17 protein-coding genes are annotated in these 20462 nt (G+C 46.1%); 5 read left to right on the top strand and 12 right to left on the bottom strand.

From position 1 onward, the window contains the following. Window positions 1-39: 39 nt before the first annotated feature. The 7 genes from IE103_RS12375 to IE103_RS12345 all read right to left on the bottom strand — a co-directional run bounded on the left by IE103_RS12375 (window position 40) and on the right by IE103_RS12345 (window position 7507). Window positions 40-759, bottom strand: a complete 720-nt coding sequence (locus tag IE103_RS12375) for a tRNA-uridine aminocarboxypropyltransferase (protein ID WP_189346446.1) — start codon at window positions 757-759, stop codon at window positions 40-42. Window positions 760-772: 13 nt separating this feature from the next. Continuing rightward, window positions 773-1678 carry a TIGR01777 family oxidoreductase gene (locus tag IE103_RS12370; protein WP_189346445.1) on the bottom strand — a complete coding sequence of 302 codons (906 nt, stop codon included), beginning with the start codon at window positions 1676-1678 and terminating at the stop codon, window positions 773-775. 119 nt (window positions 1679-1797) lie between these two features. Further along, window positions 1798-3864, bottom strand: coding sequence for an energy transducer TonB (locus IE103_RS12365; protein WP_189346444.1), 2067 nt, complete (start codon window positions 3862-3864; stop codon window positions 1798-1800). Window positions 3865-4035: 171 nt separating this feature from the next. Beyond that, window positions 4036-4689, bottom strand: coding sequence for a LysE family translocator (locus IE103_RS12360; protein ID WP_189346443.1), 654 nt, complete (start codon window positions 4687-4689; stop codon window positions 4036-4038). Window positions 4690-4817: 128 nt separating this feature from the next. Beyond that, on the bottom strand, window positions 4818-5450 hold the full coding sequence (locus tag IE103_RS12355; RefSeq protein WP_189346442.1) for a glutathione S-transferase family protein: 633 nt from the start codon (window positions 5448-5450) through the stop codon (window positions 4818-4820). Between the two features lie 139 nt (window positions 5451-5589). Further along, entirely contained in the window at window positions 5590-6693 is a 1104-nt protein-coding gene (locus IE103_RS12350) for an alkene reductase (RefSeq protein WP_189346441.1), read from the bottom strand. Window positions 6694-6889: 196 nt separating this feature from the next. After that, the gene (locus tag IE103_RS12345) at window positions 6890-7507 is read right to left on the bottom strand and encodes a TetR/AcrR family transcriptional regulator (RefSeq protein WP_189346440.1); all 618 of its coding nucleotides are present in this window, start codon (window positions 7505-7507) and stop codon (window positions 6890-6892) included. Window positions 7508-7917: 410 nt separating this feature from the next. Between IE103_RS12345 and IE103_RS12340 the strand changes: the two genes are divergently transcribed. Continuing rightward, window positions 7918-9063: a VCBS repeat-containing protein gene (locus tag IE103_RS12340; RefSeq protein WP_189346439.1), complete on the top strand. Its 1146-nt coding sequence runs from the start codon at window positions 7918-7920 to the stop codon at window positions 9061-9063. A 101-nt stretch (window positions 9064-9164) separates the two neighbouring features. Here the strand turns inward: IE103_RS12340 and ltaE are convergent, their stop codons facing one another. After that, window positions 9165-10181, bottom strand: coding sequence for a low-specificity L-threonine aldolase (ltaE, locus tag IE103_RS12335; protein ID WP_189346438.1), 1017 nt, complete (start codon window positions 10179-10181; stop codon window positions 9165-9167). A 402-nt stretch (window positions 10182-10583) separates the two neighbouring features. On the opposite strand from ltaE, the gene IE103_RS12330 reads away from it, so the two are divergent. From IE103_RS12330 to IE103_RS12315, 4 genes are all read left to right on the top strand, one after another. Continuing rightward, window positions 10584-11549, top strand: a complete 966-nt coding sequence (locus IE103_RS12330; protein ID WP_229827266.1) for a 4-hydroxyproline epimerase — start codon at window positions 10584-10586, stop codon at window positions 11547-11549. A gap of 32 nt (window positions 11550-11581) precedes the next feature. Next, window positions 11582-12727: an NAD(P)/FAD-dependent oxidoreductase gene (locus tag IE103_RS12325; protein WP_189346437.1), complete on the top strand. Its 1146-nt coding sequence runs from the start codon at window positions 11582-11584 to the stop codon at window positions 12725-12727. Window positions 12728-12795: 68 nt separating this feature from the next. Further along, entirely contained in the window at window positions 12796-13068 is a 273-nt protein-coding gene (locus IE103_RS12320) for a 2Fe-2S iron-sulfur cluster-binding protein (RefSeq protein ID WP_189346436.1), read from the top strand. After that, the gene (locus IE103_RS12315; RefSeq protein WP_229827265.1) at window positions 13065-14414 is read left to right on the top strand and encodes an NAD(P)/FAD-dependent oxidoreductase; all 1350 of its coding nucleotides are present in this window, start codon (window positions 13065-13067) and stop codon (window positions 14412-14414) included. The genes IE103_RS12320 and IE103_RS12315 overlap by 4 nt, the downstream gene beginning before the upstream one ends. A gap of 102 nt (window positions 14415-14516) precedes the next feature. On the opposite strand, the gene IE103_RS12310 is transcribed toward IE103_RS12315, so the two are convergent. The 4 genes from IE103_RS12310 to IE103_RS12295 all read right to left on the bottom strand — a co-directional run bounded on the left by IE103_RS12310 (window position 14517) and on the right by IE103_RS12295 (window position 20225). After that, window positions 14517-14954, bottom strand: a complete 438-nt coding sequence (locus IE103_RS12310; protein WP_189346434.1) for a hypothetical protein — start codon at window positions 14952-14954, stop codon at window positions 14517-14519. 38 nt (window positions 14955-14992) lie between these two features. After that, on the bottom strand, window positions 14993-15886 hold the full coding sequence (locus IE103_RS12305; RefSeq protein ID WP_189346433.1) for a MipA/OmpV family protein: 894 nt from the start codon (window positions 15884-15886) through the stop codon (window positions 14993-14995). Between the two features lie 248 nt (window positions 15887-16134). Continuing rightward, complete coding sequence (locus tag IE103_RS12300; protein WP_189346432.1) at window positions 16135-16518, bottom strand: TFIIB-type zinc ribbon-containing protein; 384 nt, start codon at window positions 16516-16518, stop codon at window positions 16135-16137. 362 nt (window positions 16519-16880) lie between these two features. Beyond that, window positions 16881-20225, bottom strand: coding sequence for a S41 family peptidase (locus tag IE103_RS12295; RefSeq protein WP_189346431.1), 3345 nt, complete (start codon window positions 20223-20225; stop codon window positions 16881-16883). Between the last annotated feature and the right edge of the window lie 237 nt (window positions 20226-20462).

Below are 20462 nucleotides of genomic sequence, written 5' to 3'. Positions count from 1 at the left end.
GTAATAACGCGGCGCCAGATTCAGTAGATGCATCTGGCGCTATTTTTTTGTACGAACTAAATTATGTACGCCAAATTCCAGCTGCATTTGATTCAATCGATCAAACGCAGTCAATAATCGCCGCAATTCTTCATTGGTACTTTCTAACTGCATCAATGCGTAGGCACAGGCTTCTAAGCTAGATAATTGATCGGGCGCATGAGCGCGACGTATTTGATAACGCGAGTTAGGGACATCCTTTAAGGCATAACGTGGCAAGCTTTGCAGCAAAGGATTTTGCGCGAGTATCTGGCGACTTTGCCGCCAACTAGCGTCGATCACGATTAAGCGAATAGGTTTAGTACAGCCAGTTCCCTTTTTGCTTTTCGTGTTGAACGAATCAATTACTCCACTCGCAATCGAATTATCTGGATACAACAAGATATTGGTTTTATTGTCTTGCGCTAGGCGTTGCTGCAATTGCTCCTCATCGAACTGCTCGTCTACCCAGATCGCGCTTCGTGGCAAACACATATGCAATAGTCGCGCGCTTCCTTTGATATGTTTAAGCTCGGCGGGATGCTGCAAAATCAAAACCTCAGTCGCGCAGGCGATCACTTCTACACAAGCGCAAATACAGGCACGCATAGGACGCAAACAGATTGAGCAAATTGGACGCTTTGTTTCGATGCTATTTGCTTCTATGTTATTCACGTCGACTTCCGCTAGGTCAGCTACAGCCTTCGCTACGCCTGTCTTATGTGGTTCTTGCTTATTCAAGTGTAAATATCTTTTACTTTGAAGCTTTCAACAAGTTTGCTAAGGCCGGTGCTAAATCCGCAAACTCAAATTGGAATTGTTGGTTCAACAAACTCTGTGGCAGTACTCTTTGCCCACCCAAAAGCAAATCAGAACGCTCGCCCATCGCCAATCGCAATACGAATGCGGGCGCAACAAATAAAGCTGGACGATGCAAAGTTTTGGCTAAGATTTTAGTAAATTCAGCATTGGTCACTGCGTTTGGCGCAGTCAAATTAAATGCGCCTTGCGCACTTGCATCGTCAAGCAAATGAAGCACCGCGCGTAGGTAATCTTGGCGATGTATCCAACTCATCCATTGTCGTCCATTGCCTAGCTGGCTACCTAAACCCAGTTGAAATGGCAGCAGCATTTTCTTCAATACACCGCCCGTTTCATCCAGTACCAAGCCCGTGCGCAATTGCACCACGCGTACACCGAATGTCTGTGCAACTTGTGCGGCTAATTCCCATTGCATACATAAATCAGCTGAAAAATCGTGTCCAGCGCCCGCTTCTTCTGTGAAGTTTTGCGTCTCATCAGTGCCATAAAAACCAATCGCCGAGCCACTCAATAAAACACGCGGCTTAACTTGGGCTTGCTGAATTTTCTCTACTAATTTTTCGGTAAGCCCAACTCGACTATCGAGCAAAATTTGACGTCGCTTGGTGGTCCAACGCGCATCAATGATAGGTTCACCTGCCAAATTGATGACGGCATCAAAATGCATGCTTGGCGTCCATTCGTCGAGACTGCGCATCGTGCGCACCGCAGCACTGCAAATTTGTGCCACCAAGTGCGGACGACGACTCAACACCGTCACTTGTTCTCCACGCGCTAAGAGTGCCGCGCATAAGCGACGACCAATTAATCCAGTTCCGCCTGTAATTAAGATATGCATAAGCTACTCAATATGGTCTAGGTTACTCTAGCTTCATTATCGCTTGCCTGTTTCAGCTAGCATCGATTCGATTTACTGATAACAAAAAATACTGGCGTTATTAATGAATTATTCAAACATCAAAACGCCGATGGGAGATTTTCCAAAATACGCAATTTATCGCCAAAACTCCAAACACGTTGAATTTCTATCACATCATATTTTGCAGCCAAACCAGGAGGAAATGCCGCAAATGGTGCATTGGTCATAATGATGTTACGTGCTTTTTCGTCTATCGATCTCAAACCACTACTACGCACGATCACTACTTCTTCAATACTGCCGTCACTGCGCACCACCATGTTCACCAACACGTTGTGCTCGACATCACTTAGGGTACGTCTTTCATGAATCAGATTACCATTACGTTCCAGTTTTTGTTTTAAGCCATCGACATACATGCGTAGAGGAACTTCTTTGTCATACGCGCCCAAAAAACTACGACGACGTGAACGATTTTCGTCAAGCAATTTGCCATTCGATGGTGCCGACTTAAACAAATCTGAATTACGAGCTTGCTCGCGTAAACGTGATGCGAGATCGCCTTGCCCATTGCCAGAGGCGAGACTTTTTCCGGTTTGATCACTACCATTGCCGCCTCTACCCTGCCCCTGCGAATCACGATTATTACCAACTGCGTTTTGACGCGCAGCGATAGCGGCTTCACGTTCTGCATTGGCGCGAGCGGCTGCTTCTGCTTGTACTTTTTGTTCGGCAGCACGTTGCTCTGCAAGTCGCTGCTCAGCCAAGCGTTGTTCCGCTAATTTTTGTTCAGCTAATTTCTGCTCCAATATCTTTTGCTCAGCGGCGCGTTGTTCTGCCAAGCGTTGCTCTTGTATTTTTTGCTCCAAGGCTTTTTGTTCGGCCAGTTTTTGTTCTGCAATTTGTGCTTGGCGTTGTGCTTCGATACGTTGTGCTTCAATACGCTGAGCCTCTGCTTGCTGGCGTTGTCGTTCAGCGATTTCTAATGCGCGTTTTTGCTCAGCTTGTTCTTCTAATTGCTTTTGCCTTAATTGCGCTTGCGCCAAAGCTTCTTGCTTTTGCTGTTCTTGCTCCAAGGCGAGTTGACGCAAACGTTTTTGCTCTGCTTGTCGTCTTTGTTCTTCTTGCTTTAAGGTCTCTTGCGTCAACAATTCTTGTCGCTTTGCTTCTCTTAATGCTTCTTCTGCTGCCGCTTGTTCACGTTGTGCTTGCAAGCGTTGCTGCGCAAGTTGGGCTGCTTGTTGGCGCTTGATTTCCGCAGCTTGTTGCTGCATTTGCTGCTCCATCTGTGCCTTGAGCTTTTCCTCTGCTGCTTGGGCTAAATTCTTTTGCGTTAATTCTGCCTGTATTTTTTGTTCAGCGCGTAAGCGTGCTTTTTCAACTCTGTCTTGTTCTGCTCTGGCTTTTTCAGCACTCGCCTTCTCGCTCAACTCTTGTGCAATTTTCTCTTGCTGAATTTTTTTCTGTTTGATTTCTTCTTGCCGTTTTTCCTCGGCGAGCAATTCTAAATCCGCATTTTTATCGATGATTGCATCTTCTGGAATCGCCTCGATTTTTTGCTTCACTTCTTTTTTGTCTTCTGCTTGTCGCAGCAAATCTTCTTCACTCGTCAAAGGCACGACAAAGTCATCATGCACAATTAGATCTTGCGCAATGATGCGAGTCGGTGCTTGTGCTGGTGGCGGTACCCGTTTAACGCTAGGTGGGGGTGATGAACTTGGTTTTGACTTACTTTTTTTCTGCGGCTTCGCTTCAGCTACCGGAGTTGGCGCTTGAGCCAATGGTGCGACTAATTGTATTCCCTTTGTTTCTTGCTTCGCTGATGCCTTAGGCTTTGGCTCGATTACAGTCTTAGGTACTGGCGCTGGCAAGATCGGTGTTGGTAATTTAAATAACTCTGGCTTGGTAACCGCAGGTGTCGGTGGAACTGGCAGTGCCTTTGGCGCGGGACTGGCGATTTGCACTTGCAAAGCGTCCATCGCGGTACGCTTTTCTTTCCATGGTGCTTCTAAACTAGGGAAGTCCAAACCAGGAATACCAAATTGCAAAGATAAGACGATGGCATGCACCAACAAAGAAACCACAATGCCACCAAACAAACGGCGATTGGCTACAGCAGCATCGCTAATATGGTCGGGTTCTTCGATGGTCGATTCAAAACGCATGCAAATTGATATTCATAAGAAACAATGAACAATCATTATCCCAGATTTTCTGTTTTTCTTAAGAGTGAATTGCATGCCTGCGCAATAGTGGAAATCTTGCGACAAACCAGCAACAAAATGTGATCGAGTTAGCGTTGTAGATGAGCTATAAACGCACTTTAACGATGCTAATCAAACCGCCACCGCAGCGTCACGTTTCACAAAAAACAAGCTCGCGCCGACCAAAACCAGTACCGCACCAAAAATACGATTTTGCAGTACTTGCGCTTTGGCGTCGCGCATCAAGTTTTGTAATGAAGAAGCCAACAGCGCATAACTATGCATTACGGTCGTATCAACCACCACCATGGTCACCGCCAAAATTGCTAACTGCGGAATCAAAGCTGCTTGACTATTAATAAAATTTGGCAATACCGCCACCATGAATACGATACCTTTGGGATTGCTAGCGTTCGTCAAAAAACCTGTCAGCACACGTCGATGAAAATCTGGCACATGCGTGCGGTCGGTAGCTTGATCTGTACGCTCAGTAGCGATTGGAGGTTTACTAAAGAATTGCGTCACGCCTAAATAAATCAGGTACAAAGCGCCCAGAATTTTGACGATGCCAAATGCGGTCTCAGAAGCCAGCAGCAATGATCCAACACCAGCGCCCGCAATTACCAATACCAGCAACAAGCCCAACTGCAAACCCAAGATCGTCACACTAGCGCGCTTTACCCCATACGTCAGACCATGCGACATCGACAAGATCGCGCCAGAACCAGGCGAAATTGCAATCAAACAGGCTGCACAGAAAAACGAGAACCAAGTGGCGAAAGTCATAATCGTAAGCGCTTTATAAAAACAAAAAAGAGCTGTGATTATCCCGCATAATCGTCAATACCGCAGCACTTGTCAGCCGCACGACTAACAGAAGTTGAAGTAATGTTTATGCAATCTGTATGTGATTTTTAAGCGATACCATTCGCGCCGTAGCTTAAGAAAGCTGGACGTGTACACAGTCGATCAAAATAGGTTTGTAGTGCAGGCAGATTTGCATGCGGAATCGGCGTTGCCCGCCAGCGATTTAACGACAAGCCGAACACAACATCTGCCAAGCTAAATTGTTCGCCAGATAAATATGCACCAGTTGTTTGTAGCTGTCGATCAGCAATTTCCATGTGACGATTCCATTCGCGCACACTATTTTCAATCGCAGCAATATCTTTGTGCGCAGGACTATGCCGAACCAAAGCCATAAAAGCATAGCGCCAAGCATTGTTTAATTCAGTTGCCTGCCAATCCATCCACTTTTCAACCTGCGCTCTGCCCATAGGATCGTGTGGCAGCAAATCTGTACGGCCGTGACGCGCAGCTAAATAGCGACAAATCGTATTCGATTCCCACAACACTTGTCCCGCATCTTGAATCACCGGCACCATCGCGTTCGGATTTAAAGCAAGAAATTCTGGTGTCGTCACAGAATTTGTTGTGCCACTGCCATATTCAGTGAGCTCAAATTCAAGCCCAATTTCTGCACAAGTCCATAAGACTTTGCGTACATTAATTGAGCTTGCTTTACCTAGAATTTGTAATACAGCCATGATGTTCTTATCGAGAGAATTTGCACATTTTCAAACAAAATTTGTTTGAGCTCAGATGATCAAATCATGCTTGATCAAGCAAGATCATGGCACAAATCACGCGACAAGAACTAAAAGAACATTAGACGAAACTTCTATTTTAGGCTGCGGACATACGTGGATAATCGGTATATCCTTTTTCTTCACCACCATAGAATGTGCTGCGATCAGCTTCGTTCAACGCGGCACCAGCAGCAAAGCGCTCCACCAAATCTGGATTCGCGATATAAGGACGACCAAACGCGACTGCGTCCGCTAGACCATTTTGAATCAAGGCATCCGCTTCTTCAGCAGTATAGCCACCGCAGCAAATCAAGGTTGCAGGAAACGCTGCACGTAATTGTTGACGGAATTCTTGTGACAACTCAGCACCGCCAGCCCAATCGGGTTCAGCGATATGCAAGTAGGCGATACCACGTTTGGTAAATTCAGCCGCCAGGTACAAAGCACTTGCTTCTGCTTCGGTATCCGCGATGCCATGTGCGATAAAGTTTGGCGATAAACGCACACCAACCCGATCCGGTCCCATCTCAGCAATCGCTGCATCAACCGCTTCCAAAGTTAAACGGGCGCGATTCTCGATACTGCCACCGTAGGCATCGGTACGCTGATTGCTATTCGTTGCCAAAAATTGTTGTAGCAAATAACCATTAGCTGCATGCACCTCAACAAAGTCGAAACCTGCTCGCTTCGCTCTCTGCGCAGCTTGTCGATATTGCGCAATGATGGATGGCATTTCAGCCCATTCCAGTGCGCGCGGTTGTGCAGTTTGCACATTCGCAGGCGTGCCATCTTTTTGGATCACAAAGCATTGAGAATTTTCAGCGGTGATCGCCGATGCAGAAACTGGCGCTGCGTCGTTCTCTTGCAATAAATTATGAGAAATACGACCCACATGCCACAGCTGCAAAGAAATTCGTCCATTTTTTGCATGTACCGCATCGACAACTTGCTTCCAGCCAGCTTCTTGCGCATCAGTGTAAATTCCTGGCGTCCATGCATAACCTTGGCCTTGACGAGAAATTTGGCTCGCTTCTGTCACGATCAAACCAGCACTAGCACGTTGCGCATAATATTCAACGTTCAAAGCGCGTGGTACATCGCCTGGCTGACCTGCACGAGAGCGCGTTAATGGCGCCATCATCACACGATTCGCAAGTTCAATTGATCCAACTTTTACTGGGCTTAATAATTTCGTTAACATCTTTTTTCCTTAAAAATCCCGATCACACTTACCAAAGCTTTGCATTACTCACATACCAAGCTTAATAAATTAGACCGGTCGTCTATAAACAATTTCAAAAAAATGGGCAAATGCCCACAACAATTCTTTTATTTCATCTTTACCGCAAACTGCCTTAAACCGCTTACCAAAACTGATGCCAATTGCAATCAGTTCTTCAAACACCCAAAATCTTTTTGGTCTGCTGCATCGCCACTTCCATTGGTCGCATCTGCAAATGCACCTTACTCAGCAGCGAAGCGCCGACCCAAGTCGCATACAAAAACTCTGCCAATTCAGCCGTATTCACTTCCGCAGAGATATGCCCATCACGCTGCACTTCTTGCAAAACCACCGCGATTTTCTGCGTAATCCCTTGCATGCCTGCGGTTAAAGCGAGGCGCATCGCCTCGGATAAATCTGAAACTTCGGCTGCGAGTTTGACCGCTAAACACAGCTTATGACATGCCGATGATTCAGCTTGCTGCTGCCAAACCGCAAAGTAACTGATCAAGCGTTCACGCGCTGGCACCGCTTCATTCAACAAAATCTGGTTAGTACGAATTTGGTAATCGGCAAAATAGCGCTCCAACATCGCCACCCCAAAACCTTCTTTTGACTGAAAGTAATGATAAAAGGAACCTTTTGGCACTGCGGCAGCACTCAAAATCTCACTTAATCCCAGCGCAGAAAAGCCTTTACCCAAAATCAAAGCTTGCCCAGTAGACAAAATACGTTCACGGGTATCTTGCTGTGCGCTTTGTTGATGAGATGATGGGATTGAAGATGTTTGCATGGGCGAATAATATTAGACCAGTCGTCTAGTGTCAACTCATTTCAGCTGAAATTTCTAAATAGAGTCGCCTTGAGTGTCTTTTTCTTAAGCTTTTACTTTACTCGATCAACTGAACTCGCCTATACATTTTTTATTCTGCTCTAGCATTTGCATCGCTATACATGCCAATCATTTCAATAATCTAATCTGCGCCTAAGTTTTTCAAACGACGATTTTTTCTTCTTGCTGCCACTGTCATCAGACCAAAAAACGCGGTTTAGTCCATCGTCTTACGATGATTCTGTATAAGCAAAGAAATCAAGCTTTGAAAAAAACATCCGATACCCACTGCAGTGCGCTTCAAATATCTGGCACGCAACTATCACGCACAAAGCACAGCACCGCGCATTCAATTTTCTGTGGGATTCAAAATGAAAATCGCTAGCTCCGAGATACTGATGCAATCAAGCTATGCATCTATGCAAAAGACAGAAACTCAAGAACGTACACGGGCTTGGATAGGAAATAAGCGCCCCGATTTCGAAGCGATGGAAGCAAAGCTACAAAAATTAAGCGAAACGGATACACCCAACATCGGCAACGATATCCTGCAAGAAAACTTCTCTCGATTACAAGCCGATACCGTGCGTTTATCTGACGCTGCATTGCAGGCACAATCCAATGAAGTCAACGCAAGTCAAGCCGTCGATAAAATTGAAGACGACTTAGAAAACGATCCACGCATGATGGTGATTAAGTATTTAATCGAGCTAATGACGGGACGCAAAATTGAACATCTAAAAACCGCAAACCTAGAATCGCCATCGAATGGCGATGTGGCAAAAGCAGTCAGCCAATCCAATAATGCCGTTGCTAATAATCAGCAGACACCGCCCGCACGTCCGAATGCTGGTTGGGGTGTGGAGATTGATGTGCGGCATCGCTACACTGAGACAGAACAAACCAGATTCCAAGCGAGCGGCACCATTACTACTGCGGACAATAAGCAAATTCAATTTAATCTTAGCTTTGAATTGAACCGCAGTTATCAAGAAGAAAGTCGTACCCAAATTCGACAAGGTGATGCAAAAAAAATCGACCCTTTAACCTTAAATTTCTCAGGCACTAGCGCGCAGCTTACCTCGCAAAAGTTTGAATTTGATCTGAATGCGGATGGCAAGAAGGACAGTATTTCATTTGTCCAAGGAGCTGGCTTTTTAGCGTTTGATAAAAATGGCGATGGCAAAATTAATGACGGTAGCGAACTATTTGGCCCTGGTACCGGCAATGGCTTTGCAGAACTCGCTGCCTATGATAGCGACGGTAATAATTGGATAGATGAGAATGATGCGATCTTCGACAAACTTCAAGTTTGGACCAAAGATGGCGCAGGCAAAGACCAATTACAAAAGCTCAAACAAGCCAATGTTGGGGCATTATTTTTAGGTAATGCATCAACCCCGTTCGAGCTGAACAACGCCAATAATCAAACTCAGGGACAAATTCGTTCGTCTGGTATTTGGTTGACAGAAGATGGTCAAGTGCGCAGCTTGCAGCAAGTCGATCTGGCAGTTTAATCGCCGCCTCGTGTTGATGCACAGATTAGCTTAATCATCCTAATCATCGACACCGCATCAACACCGAGTACCGCCTACTTGCAGAAAATTTTGACGGTATTTTATTGTAGAAAGAACTGTTTAAGTTCTGCCACAAAGCGCTCAACATCATCCGCACTAATATCGAGGTGCGTGACCAAACGTACTCTTTTCCCAGCAGAGATAATGATGCCTTTGCTGCGCAAATAATCACCTGCGCGCACACCAATTTCTTTGCTGGCAAATTCGATGTACAACATATTTGTGTGCGCTGCCTCGACGCTGAGTTCAGCGATTTGACTCAAGGCATGCTGCAATCGCAGCGCATTTGCATGATCATCTGCCAAACGATCAACATGGTGATCCAACGCATAATCAATAGCGGCTGCGATAATTCCCGCTTGTCGCATCCCTCCACCCACCATCTTGCGCCAGCGGCGCGCCTCATGAATAAAATCGCGCGGTCCACACAAGACACTCCCTATCGGTGCGCCTAAACCCTTGGAGCAACACACCGACACCGTATCAAAAGCTTGCGTGATTTCGATCACCGGAATAGCTTGTGCCACCGCTGCATTAAAGACGCGCGCCCCATCCAAATGACAGGCCATATCGTGCGAATGCGCAAACGCGATAGCGGCTTGCAAATAGTTATTTGAAATCACTTTGCCAGAATGCGTATTTTCTAAACTGAGCAAACTTGATACTGCATAATGCACGTCATTCGGTTTAATTACCGCCTCAACTTTTTGCAAATCTAAACTGCCATCTGCCTCGACAGGCACCGGCTGCGGAACAATACTTCCTAAGGATGCAGCGCCGCCAGATTCATACAAATAAGTGTGATAATTTTGGCCAACAATATATTCATCACCTCGCCCACAATGCGTCAACAAGGCGACTAAATTGCTTTGTGTACCACTTGCGACTAGCATCGCGGATTCCATTCCTGTCAACGCTGCCATCTTGGCTTCTAAGGCATTCACACTAGGATCGTCGCCATACACATCATCCCCGACCTCAGCACGGCTCATCACAGCACGCATCGCTTCAGTTGGTCGCGTTACGGTATCACTTCTAAAATCAATCAAATTTGACATGGCTATTGCTTTTCTTTTGTAAAAGTAAATATTAGGTAATAAGACAGCGTATGTATCAAGCGCAGCACGTTTCTTTTTCAGCTTATTTTTCAGCCTATTTTCCAAGCTCATAAGTCAACTTGGAAAGTGAATTAGCAAATAGGTTCCCGCTCTCGTTGGCGAAGTAACTTGCGTATGCATGGACTATACCGCAACATCGACACCAAACTAAATCGATGACGACAACAGGTACAAGTACAACAATTTCACTGTGCCGAAATCGGCATCTGAACCAGCATAAATTAGCAAGACAAGTCGAGCAGAAGATCGCTACACTGCGATATGGTCTCGATTTCGCTATCGATAACACTTTCAATTTCGCACTAGATCAAATCTAAATCAATATTCAGCTGGAGTTTATTCATGCTAAGCCAAGCCAATCAGCAAGTGACAAAAATTCAAATTATCGATTCTCATACCGGAGGCGAGCCAACGCGCCTAATCGTTGATGGGGGTCCAGATCTAGGCGATGGTCCGCTATCAGAGCGCGTCAAAGTATTTAAAGAAAAATTTGATCAAATTCGCAGCGCGGTTGTTTGTGAACCTCGTGGCTCTGATGTCTTGGTTGGTGCCTTGCTTTGCAAACCGCACGATCCAAGCTGCTCGGTTGGCGTAATCTTTTTTAATAATGTCGGCTACCTTGGCATGTGTGGTCATGGCACGATAGGTTTAGTTGCCACCTTAGCGTACCAAGGTGTTTTGCAAATCGGTCGCCACAAAGTCGATACGCCTGTAGGTGCGGTCGAAGTTGAATTACATCCAGATCACAGTGTGAGTGTTCACAACGTCGCTGCCTATCGCGCACAACATGCGGTCACGATCGAGGTGGAAGATCATGGACCAGTCACTGGCGATATCGCTTGGGGTGGTAACTGGTTCTTCTTGATTGCCGATCATGGTCAAGATATGCGTTTGGCAAACATCGAAGCCTTAACTAGCTTTGCTTGGCGCGTGAGAGAAGCTTTAAACGCGGCAGGGATTCGAGGTGATAACGGTGGAGAGATCGATCACATTGAACTATTCGGCGCACCATCAACGACCGAAAACGACAGTCAAAATTTCGTGCTTTGCCCAGGCAAGGCTTATGACCGCTCTCCTTGTGGCACAGGAACGAGCGCCAAACTCGCATGCTTAGCTGCCGATGGCAAACTCAAGGCAGGTGAAATCTGGCGTCAAGAAAGTATTATTGGCAGCGTATTTGAAGCAAGCTTTCAAGCTCACAGCGAAAGCGGAAAAATCCATCCAACCATACGTGGGACAGCATTTGTGAATGCAGAATCAAGCTTGATCTTGCAAGACAATGATCCATTTGTGTATGGCATCCGCTAGAAACCAAACTGCGAAAAGCGAAGAGTAGCTCAATGACTGACTTACAACGTACAACGAAGACAAACTACGATGCACTCATTATCGGTGGCGGCATTATCGGTTGTGCCAGTGCCGCTAGCTTAGCGCAGGCTGGCTTGCGTGTTGGCATTATCGAGCCAAGTACGATTGGTGGCGGTACGACTGCTGCTGGCATGGGGCATTTAGTGGTGATGGATGATAACCCTGCTGAATTGGCACTGAGCCGTTATTCATTAGAATTGTGGCGACAATTGGTACATCGTAATCCAAACGAGGCCGCCAAACATGAATACAGCGAGTGCGGTACGATTTGGGTCGCAGCAGATGAAGAAGAAGTTGAAGCAGCACGCGCTAAATTACAGGTCTTACAAGCACATGATGTGCGCTGCGAATTACTCAGCGCCAGTCAACTAGCCGAACGCGAACCACAGCTACGTGCAGGTTTAGCAGGTGGTTTATTAGTCCATCAAGATGCACTTGTCTATCCGCCCAAAAGCGCGCAGCTATTATTGAATATCGCACTCCAACACGGCGCAGAGCGGATTAAAGCAAGTGTCGTCAACATCATGAACCAAGCAGTCAAGCTCGCAGATGGTAGCGAAATTCAAGCAAATCATATCGTTGTCGCCAACGGTTTAGCATCAACCAAACTGATTGATGATCTGCCGCTACGCTATAAAAAAGGCCACCTACTTATCACCGACCGTTATCCCAAATTCATACGCCATCAGTTGGTAGAACTTGGCTATATCAAAAGCGCACATGCATCAGATGGTGATTCAGTCGCGTTCAATCTGCAACCACGTCCCACTGGACAAGTTTTTATCGGTTCATCACGCCAGTTCGATGTGACGCATAAAGAAATCGATCATGCGATATTAGGAAAAATGTTAGCGCAAGCTTGTACTTATGTGCCTGCACTCGCACAGCTAAAGGGCATTCGCGCATGGACTGGGTTTCGAGCGGCGACACCAGATGGCTTGCCTTATATTGGCCCACATCCGAGCCGTCAACACGTATGGATGGCAACGGGTCATGAAGGCTTGGGTATCACCACCTCGCTCGCCACTGCGCAAATTTTATGCGATCAGATTTGTCGTCAACCGAGCAAGATCGCGGTCGAAGCATATTGGCCCTCACGCGATCTACACCCGCATTGAATCGGCGCACGAGCTAAGTACAGTTAAAAAAAGTATCTTACAAAATCAGCATAGAAATGAGCAGTGATATGAATTCTGCACCAACATCATCTAATTCAATCTCCATCAGCATTAATGGTCAGATGCATCAAGTGGAAAGCGGTATCAGCGTCGCCGCCGCACTGGCAAAGTGCGACAAGCCACAAACCAGATTATCTGTTACAGGAATGCCGCGCACTGCATTCTGCGGCATGGGTGTGTGCCATGAATGTCGTGTAACGATTAATGGCGCGGCACATCAACTCGCCTGTCAAACGATATGCGCTGATCAAATGCAGATTTTGACGGGAGAATGTGCATGAATAGAATCATCATTATCGGTGCTGGCCCCGCAGGCTTAGCAGCCGCTGCCGCCGCCCTCGCATCGAGTGCGCACATCGATATCATTGACGACAATCATGCTTCGGGCGGGCAAATTTGGCGCGGCGGTGCGGATCACCAAAAAGATGCGCGCGCCACAGCGCTGTGGCAACAATTAAGTCAAAGCACGCAAGTGCAATTTCACTTTGGCGCCAAAGTCGTACATGCGACAAAATGCGACGATACCTACCAAGTCGTCGTAGAGAAACAAGCTAGCAATCAGACGCAGATCTTTTCTGCGAATAAAATGATTTTGTGTACCGGGGCGCGTGAATTGTTACTGCCCTTCCCTGGTTGGACCTTAAATGGTGTGACTGGCGCGGGAGGCTTGCAAGCTTTAGCGAAAGCAGCTTATCCAGTCGCTGGAAAACGTATCGTCGTCGCGGGTAGTGGTCCATTATTATTTGCTGTTGCGGCGAGTTTAATTGAGCGCGGCGCGCATGTTACTCACGTGATCGAGCAAGCAAAATTCGGACAACTGAGTCGTTTTGCGCTCGGCTTAATTGCAACGCCAAGCAAAATCACGCAAGCCTATCAACTGATGCGGACGATGCACAAAACCCTAGAGACCCGTTATCACGCAAATAGCTATGTAGTGTCAGCACACTCCTCAACAAACGAGAGTGCAAAAAAAGAAACCGCGAAAGAAGCCTCAAACGATACGATTAAGGAATACACACTAGCCCGCGTCCGCGTCTCGATTCAAGGAGAGGTACAAGATATCCCGTGTGACATGCTCGCCTGCGGTTATGGCCTAATGCCGAATATTGAACTCGCGGCAGCGTTGGGCTGCTCCATTACCGACGACAAGACTTATCCAAAAGTACAGGTGAACGATGCACAAGAAACCAGCCTACATGGCGTGTATTGTGCCGGTGAAGGTACGGGTATCGGCGGTGTAGATTTGGCGCTAGCAGAGGGGACAATCGCAGGTCTCGCCGCTAGCGGACAAAGTATTTCATCTACACACAAGGCACAACGCCATAAGTGGCGTGGCTTTGCACAGCGTCTGCATCAAGCATTTGGTTTACGCCCCGAACTAAAACATCTATGCCAAGCAGATACCATCGTGTGTCGTTGTGAAGACGTAACTTACGGGCAATTGGAACAACATAGCGATTGGCGCGATGCCAAATTACACACGCGCTGCGGCATGGGCGCCTGCCAAGGACGTATCTGCGGTAATGCCAATCGCTTTCTGTTTTCTTGGGAAAAAGACAGCGGAAGATTACCAATGACTTCGATGAAAATTGCTAGTTTGATGCTTGCTTGTGAAGACCGAAAATAAATCTACGATGGAATCAACTTCGGAATCTACGGTGCTGTAATCAGAAGACATCGATAAACGTGCGTCTTCAAATTTGAATATGACTTCCAATCGCCTAAAAAATTAAACAGCCACTTGTTTTTCGTTGCTCCATCTAGCAGCGGTTAAAGCACATACGCTAATCACAATAAGATGTGGAGCAAGCATGATCAAATTTGTGGTAGAGAAAAGCTGCCAAGACAATGAGGTCCACGACGCGTAGTTAGAAATTATGGTTTCTGTGACGATGAAAGCGCCACCCACATACAACCAACTGAGTGACGTATAACGCAACAGAAGATAAATAGCGAACGCAGCCAAAAGGCCTATACCGAACAATTGAACCACCAACAAATCCCAAACGAACAGCACAAAAATCTGCGCGGAGTTTTCTACCGCCCATTCTGCAATCGATATTGGTAGCGCAACTGCCGACAAATAGCCAAGTAGATGTATCGCGACTTGAAATACAATCAACGCCAAGCCGGAACCCAAAATCACGCTTTTTAGTTTTAAGTTCATGTATTCCTCAAAGTTATGCCTGACTAGCTAGGCGTCGCTCACTCAATCTCTGGCCGCTCTGAACGCATCCAAGTATAGGTCAAACCTATCAACACAGACGGCGCTGTTTTACGCTTCACCAACGGGCTATTTTCATTCGCCGCACCAGTGACACTATCTACGCGAACACCACCAAAAACACGGAAGTTATTGGTGTAAGAATGCGATAAAAATGCCGACAAGCGCCAAGAAATAATTCCTTGCTTGGCTTGATAGGCAGCACGATCAGCTAAAACTTGATCGGGTCTAACTTGGTAAAAAGTTTCAGCCATTTGCCGATTGCCCCACACTGTCGAAATGCCAGTGCTATAGCGCCAGCCACCGAATGCACGGCGTTCGAAAGTCAACTCAGGTTCAACGGTAATACCTTTGCGCTTGAAGCTATTGCTTAAATCAAATACGGCACGCACTGGCAACTCAAAACGCCAACGACCATTTGCCTCAGGCTCGCTGATGTTCCATTTTAAACGCGGCCCAAACTCAATCATATTGCCGAGTTTTTCCATACCGCGTCGCGCACTCACCTTGTCAGAGCTAGAGCCCAAGGCACCGGCAAACCCAACATCAAATTCAAAGCGCGGCGTTTTGATTGCGCGATAACCGGTGTTACCACGATCGACGCGGAAATGCTCGCCGCGATATAAAAAATACGGCACCGCTAAAAAGCGATTCACATACGTATCCGAACCAGGATAAGCCTGTTGACTGAGTGCAAATGCCGAGGCACCAAACTCCCACAATGGCAATGGCTCAACATCTTTCACCAAGGCTGGCTTGCTTGATTGCGTATCTTGCTGAATTTGTTCGGTTGGCGCCGCATTCAATTCTTGTGCCGAGGCGTAAGTAGCGAGGGAGAAAAGTAAAGCTGTTGGAATGAGCACCGCTTTGAGCATAGTCTAACCTTTAAAAACATGATTTTGAGCAAGAGAATTCGCAGTGTAACGCAGCTCAACATAAAATGGGATCGCGACCGAAGCGACAAAAAAGAAGTGCTGAGAAAACATCGTAAACACCACACTACCTCGGTTCACAATGTCCCAGCATATTGAATGATGCAAGTACAAGACAGACGATTTCTATCATCAGCACTTCAATACCATCCGCCTCTTCCTAAGAATCAATCGAACGCAGTCGGCCGTGATCAATCAAAGTCAAACAAATCAGACAAGAAGCCTTCTTTTTTCTTCTTGTAATGACCGCCATGATGATGCTGCGGATAAGTGTGGCTAGATTGATGTCTATGCTGTGAAGAATAATGCTGAGTTGGCTGCGGATAAGGCTGATGTTGCGGCTGTGGTTGTGGCACCGCTTGCGTAGGATAGCTAGTCACGGCTGGTGTAGCTGCTGGCATCGTATTCACCACATCACCAGTAGCTGCAGAGCTTGCTACGCCAGAACGCTCAATGATTTTATCCAATTCACCGCGATCTAACCAAACGCCACGACACTGTGGGCAGTAATCAATTTCTATCCCCTGACGTTCAGACATCAATAAATTCGTATTTTCACAAACTGGACATTTCATCGCAAACTCTCTCTTTCTGACTAAAGACAAATGGAATCAATTAGACCTTAATACTAGACATTAATATTAGACATAAATAAACACAAACCGCCTTGCTAGCTACATCGGCGCTATCCGAATAGATCGATGAGCTAGCTTTACGCTGGCAGCATTTTATGCGTTTTAAGAAGCAGAGCGTACTTGATTGCACGGTAAAAATAGAATTGATTTACCGACCTTCAGCCATCAACAGAAATGACACGATGTGATTGGGTCTAAACAATTCATTCAATTCATTCAACTGCTTATAAAAAAAGTGGCTGCACCGTATGATGCAACCACTTTCTTATCAACAACGCTAGCGAGCTAGAACGCTAGTTAGTTTACTGCCCTAGTTTCTTAGGCATAGGCGGCGCCACACGCAATTTGATGTCGCGATAAGTTTTCAATCTTTCTGTCACGTCTTTAATCGCAGCATCTAATTGTGGATCTCTACCTTGATTCACTTCGATAGGGTCAAGATCAACATCAATATCTGGAGCAACGCCTTCATTTTCGATACGCCATTCATTATCTGGTGTAAAGAAGCGGAAGAATGGCACCACCAAATTCCCACCATCAATCAAATTCGGATTAGCAGAGATACCAATCAAACCACCCCAAGTACGCTTGCCGATCAATGTACCCAGCTTCATGCGTTTAAATGCATACGGCAAGAAATCACCACCCGAACCTGCGTCCTGATCAATCAACATCGCTTTAGGGCCATAGATCGCTGCGCCTGGGGTTTCGTAGATCATGCCATCGCGATCTTTCCAACCAGCTAGATATTGTCGACTCAATACATCCGTAATGTAATTTGCAGCTTGCCCACCACCATTACGACGTTCATCGACGATCAATGCGGATTTTTCAGCTTGTGCATAGAACATGCGATTGAAGTACTGATAGCCCTCACCTCCAGTATTCGGTAGATACACATAAGCGACCTTGCCATCGGTTTTCTTTTGCACATACTCACGATTTTTCTCTATCCAATGCCATTGACGTAGCTCGGCTTCGTTCGCAATGGGTTGCACCACCACTTGATGCGTCGCCTTACTCGTCAGATCGCGCATGATGCTTAAGTTAACTTGCTTGCCGACTTTATTCTCTAACAAAGAGAACAAATTAGTTTTTGCGTCTATCGTTTTTCCATCAATCGCAACGAGGTAATCCCCCTCTTTCACATCCAAACCGGGAATCGCTAAAGGCGCAGGCGCAAACGGGCTCCAACGATCGCCTTTCAAAATCGATTTAATCCTGACATAGCCATTCTCAAAACTAAAATCAGCACCTAACAAACCAACCACAACAGGCGTCTCTTGATGGATATCACCACCACCGACACGGTTATGACCGACCTGCAATTCACCGATCATTTCCACCATTAAGTCATTCAAATCTTCACGGCGTTGCACATGCTTTAGCATAGGATGGTAACGTTTGTAAATCGCATCCCAATCGATACCATGCAAGTTAGCGTCATAGAAATATTCTTTCTGCATCCACCAAGTTTCATTAAAAATTTGCTCCCACTCAGCGCGTGGATCAACTCGCATTCTTAAGCCACTCAGGTTGATTGGTTTAGGATCAATTTTTTCTGCTGCATCCGCAATTTCTAATTTGGCGCCAGTCGATTGCAATAACAGTTTTTTGCCATCAGCACTTAAACTGTAATTCGCGATGCCGGCTTTCACCAATTTTGCTTTTTTATCTTCCGCATTAAAACGCATCAAGTTAGCGGTGTTGCCGTTACGCTCGGCTGGAGGATCGTTGCTCACACCAGGTTGCGGACGCTCTAAGAAAAATAGGCCTCCATCACTAGCTACTTGCAGCGATAAATTGTTTCTTTCGGCAATCGGCAAGGCAACGATGCGTTGTTGGATTCCTGCCAAATCGATTTTTACGGCTTTGTTTGATTTAGCAACTTCATCTTTTTTGGTGTCATCTTTTTTGGCATCATCTTTCTTTGCGTCGTCTTTCTTCGCATTATCTTTATTTGAATCGCCATCCGACTTCATTTCTTTCTTCACGTCTTCGTCGCCCGACTTCGGCAATAATGGTGACTTGCCATCTGCCGCCAATACCACAGCGTAAATACCGTTTCGCAATGGTCGCTCTTGGCTCGACATATCAAGTCCAACATGAGTAGGCCCAGCATTGGTAGAAGCTGTGAAGTAGAGATAATCCTTCGGTGCAAACGCCGGGAAATCGGCATCGCTCAAACCATCAGTAATGGTGGTACTTTTTCCTGAATTAAAATCATAGAGCTTGATTTGTGAAAAATGATTGGCACCAGCGACGGTGTAGGCTAACCAACGGCTATCACTCGAAAACGAAATATTGAAAGTAGAACGACGCGCACTCTCATCCAGTTTGGTAATTTTCCCTTGCGCGATATTCAATACAAACAATTGCAAATGATTGTCTTGAAAAACGATCATCTGACTATTTGGCGCCCAATCAAGCAAACTGAAGTAACCGGTTTTGCCAAGCGAAAAGCTCTTACTGGTGTCGCCGCCGGTTTGATCTTTAATCACGATCTTATGCTCAATACCCGCGTCTGAAATATAGGCAATACTTTTTCCATCCGGACTCCAACTCGCATCTTTCTCACGCACGCCGGCAGTCTCGGTCAGATTACGCACCGAGCCATCTTTCACCGGTACAGTAAAAACTTCGCCACGTGCTGTTACCACAACACGTTTGCCAGTCGGCGACAAACTCGCCGAAGTCATATTGGCAGCCGCATCTTTCCACTGCGGCCGTAATTGATTCGCTTGTGCTGTCTGAGCACTTAGATCGATGGATAGCGTTTTAGTCTTTCCGCTTACTGTATCGAACTCTTTAAAAGTGCCACCAACCTCGTACACTATCGTTTTGTCATACGCACTCATACTGCGAATGTCCCACACCGTCTCCTTGCTTAGCTGCTTGACCGATTTGCTTTTGCGGTTATAACTAAATAAGTTGGCAGCACCGTCATTTCTATCCGAAATAAAATAAACATCATCACCTATCCATACTGGTGATTTATCACTCGCATTTTCATGCGGAATTTTTTCTAGCTTTTTACCTGCAATATCAATCAACCAAATTGGTGGCGTGGTTCCACCACGATGTTGACGCCAGCCACTACTGCCAGCGTAGGCTTGCGGAAAAGGACGATAAGCGAGCCACTTACCATCAGCAGACCAATTACCTTCAAAAGCAATCGCATCCATCACTTTTTGCTCATGCCCACCTTCAACACTCACTTCATATAGATGGGTACTTCTGCTAACGCTAATCTCGCGACCAGATGAGAATAAAATCCGTTTGCTATCAGGGCTCCAACCAACCACAACATCAGCACCTGGATGCCAACTCAAACGACGCGCCTCGCCACCTTTGGCTGGCATCACATACACATCGGTATTGCGATCATAGGACGCTGAGAACGCTAGCCATTTACCGTCGGGAGAAAAAGTTGGCGCAAACTCTGCTGCTGGATGTTGTGTTAAGCGCGTAGGATTTTTTCCATCACGATCGGCTAACCAAATGTCACCACCGTAGACAAAAGCCAAATGATCGCGTGAGACGCTGGGTTGGCGTAATAATTGAGTATCAGCAAATGTAGTAGCGCTAACAAAACAAGCGCCAAGCATCAAACTGATGGTCGTTTTTTTAATAATGGATACAGGCATTACAGTCTCCTCTTAAGATTAACTATTTGGTTTCGCTACAGTTCACTAGACAACTTATATCAAGCGCTGCTTCTATTTTTGACTCCGCTTTTTAACTCTACATCCTGATTCTACTTATACCGCCAATTGTGTTTACTGCAAATCTCATTCTCTTGATGAATTTGATACAACAACTAAGTTACTACGATTTCACGCATTTTAGTAAAAGAAAATAGAGTTAGCCTACGCCATAAAGTT

Source organism: Affinundibacterium macrobrachii, assembly GCF_014652415.1.
GTDB lineage: Bacteria > Pseudomonadota > Gammaproteobacteria > Burkholderiales > Burkholderiaceae_D > Undibacterium > Undibacterium macrobrachii.
Note: the sequence above shows the minus strand (reverse complement) of the source record. Positions and strands in the feature narration are given on the sequence as shown.

Bases quoted from the DNA above. Each gene is read 5' to 3' on its own strand.
- IE103_RS12370 (WP_189346445.1), bottom strand. From the start codon at position 1,678: ATGCATATCTTAATTACAGGCGGAACTGGATTAATTGGTCGTCGCTTA.
- IE103_RS12365 (WP_189346444.1), bottom strand. From the start codon at position 3,864: ATGCGTTTTGAATCGACCATCGAAGAACCCGACCATATTAGCGATGCT.
- IE103_RS12360 (WP_189346443.1), bottom strand. From the start codon at position 4,689: ATGACTTTCGCCACTTGGTTCTCGTTTTTCTGTGCAGCCTGTTTGATT.
- IE103_RS12355 (WP_189346442.1), bottom strand. From the start codon at position 5,450: ATGGCTGTATTACAAATTCTAGGTAAAGCAAGCTCAATTAATGTACGC.
- IE103_RS12350 (WP_189346441.1), bottom strand. From the start codon at position 6,693: ATGTTAACGAAATTATTAAGCCCAGTAAAAGTTGGATCAATTGAACTT.
- IE103_RS12345 (WP_189346440.1), bottom strand. From the start codon at position 7,507: ATGCAAACATCTTCAATCCCATCATCTCATCAACAAAGCGCACAGCAA.
- IE103_RS12340 (WP_189346439.1), top strand. From the start codon at position 7,918: ATGAAAATCGCTAGCTCCGAGATACTGATGCAATCAAGCTATGCATCT.
- ltaE (WP_189346438.1), bottom strand. From the start codon at position 10,181: ATGTCAAATTTGATTGATTTTAGAAGTGATACCGTAACGCGACCAACT.
- IE103_RS12330 (WP_229827266.1), top strand. From the start codon at position 10,584: ATGCTAAGCCAAGCCAATCAGCAAGTGACAAAAATTCAAATTATCGAT.
- IE103_RS12325 (WP_189346437.1), top strand. From the start codon at position 11,582: ATGACTGACTTACAACGTACAACGAAGACAAACTACGATGCACTCATT.
- IE103_RS12320 (WP_189346436.1), top strand. From the start codon at position 12,796: ATGAATTCTGCACCAACATCATCTAATTCAATCTCCATCAGCATTAAT.
- IE103_RS12315 (WP_229827265.1), top strand. From the start codon at position 13,065: ATGAATAGAATCATCATTATCGGTGCTGGCCCCGCAGGCTTAGCAGCC.
- IE103_RS12310 (WP_189346434.1), bottom strand. From the start codon at position 14,954: ATGAACTTAAAACTAAAAAGCGTGATTTTGGGTTCCGGCTTGGCGTTG.
- IE103_RS12305 (WP_189346433.1), bottom strand. From the start codon at position 15,886: ATGCTCAAAGCGGTGCTCATTCCAACAGCTTTACTTTTCTCCCTCGCT.
- IE103_RS12300 (WP_189346432.1), bottom strand. From the start codon at position 16,518: ATGAAATGTCCAGTTTGTGAAAATACGAATTTATTGATGTCTGAACGT.
- IE103_RS12295 (WP_189346431.1), bottom strand. From the start codon at position 20,225: ATGCCTGTATCCATTATTAAAAAAACGACCATCAGTTTGATGCTTGGC.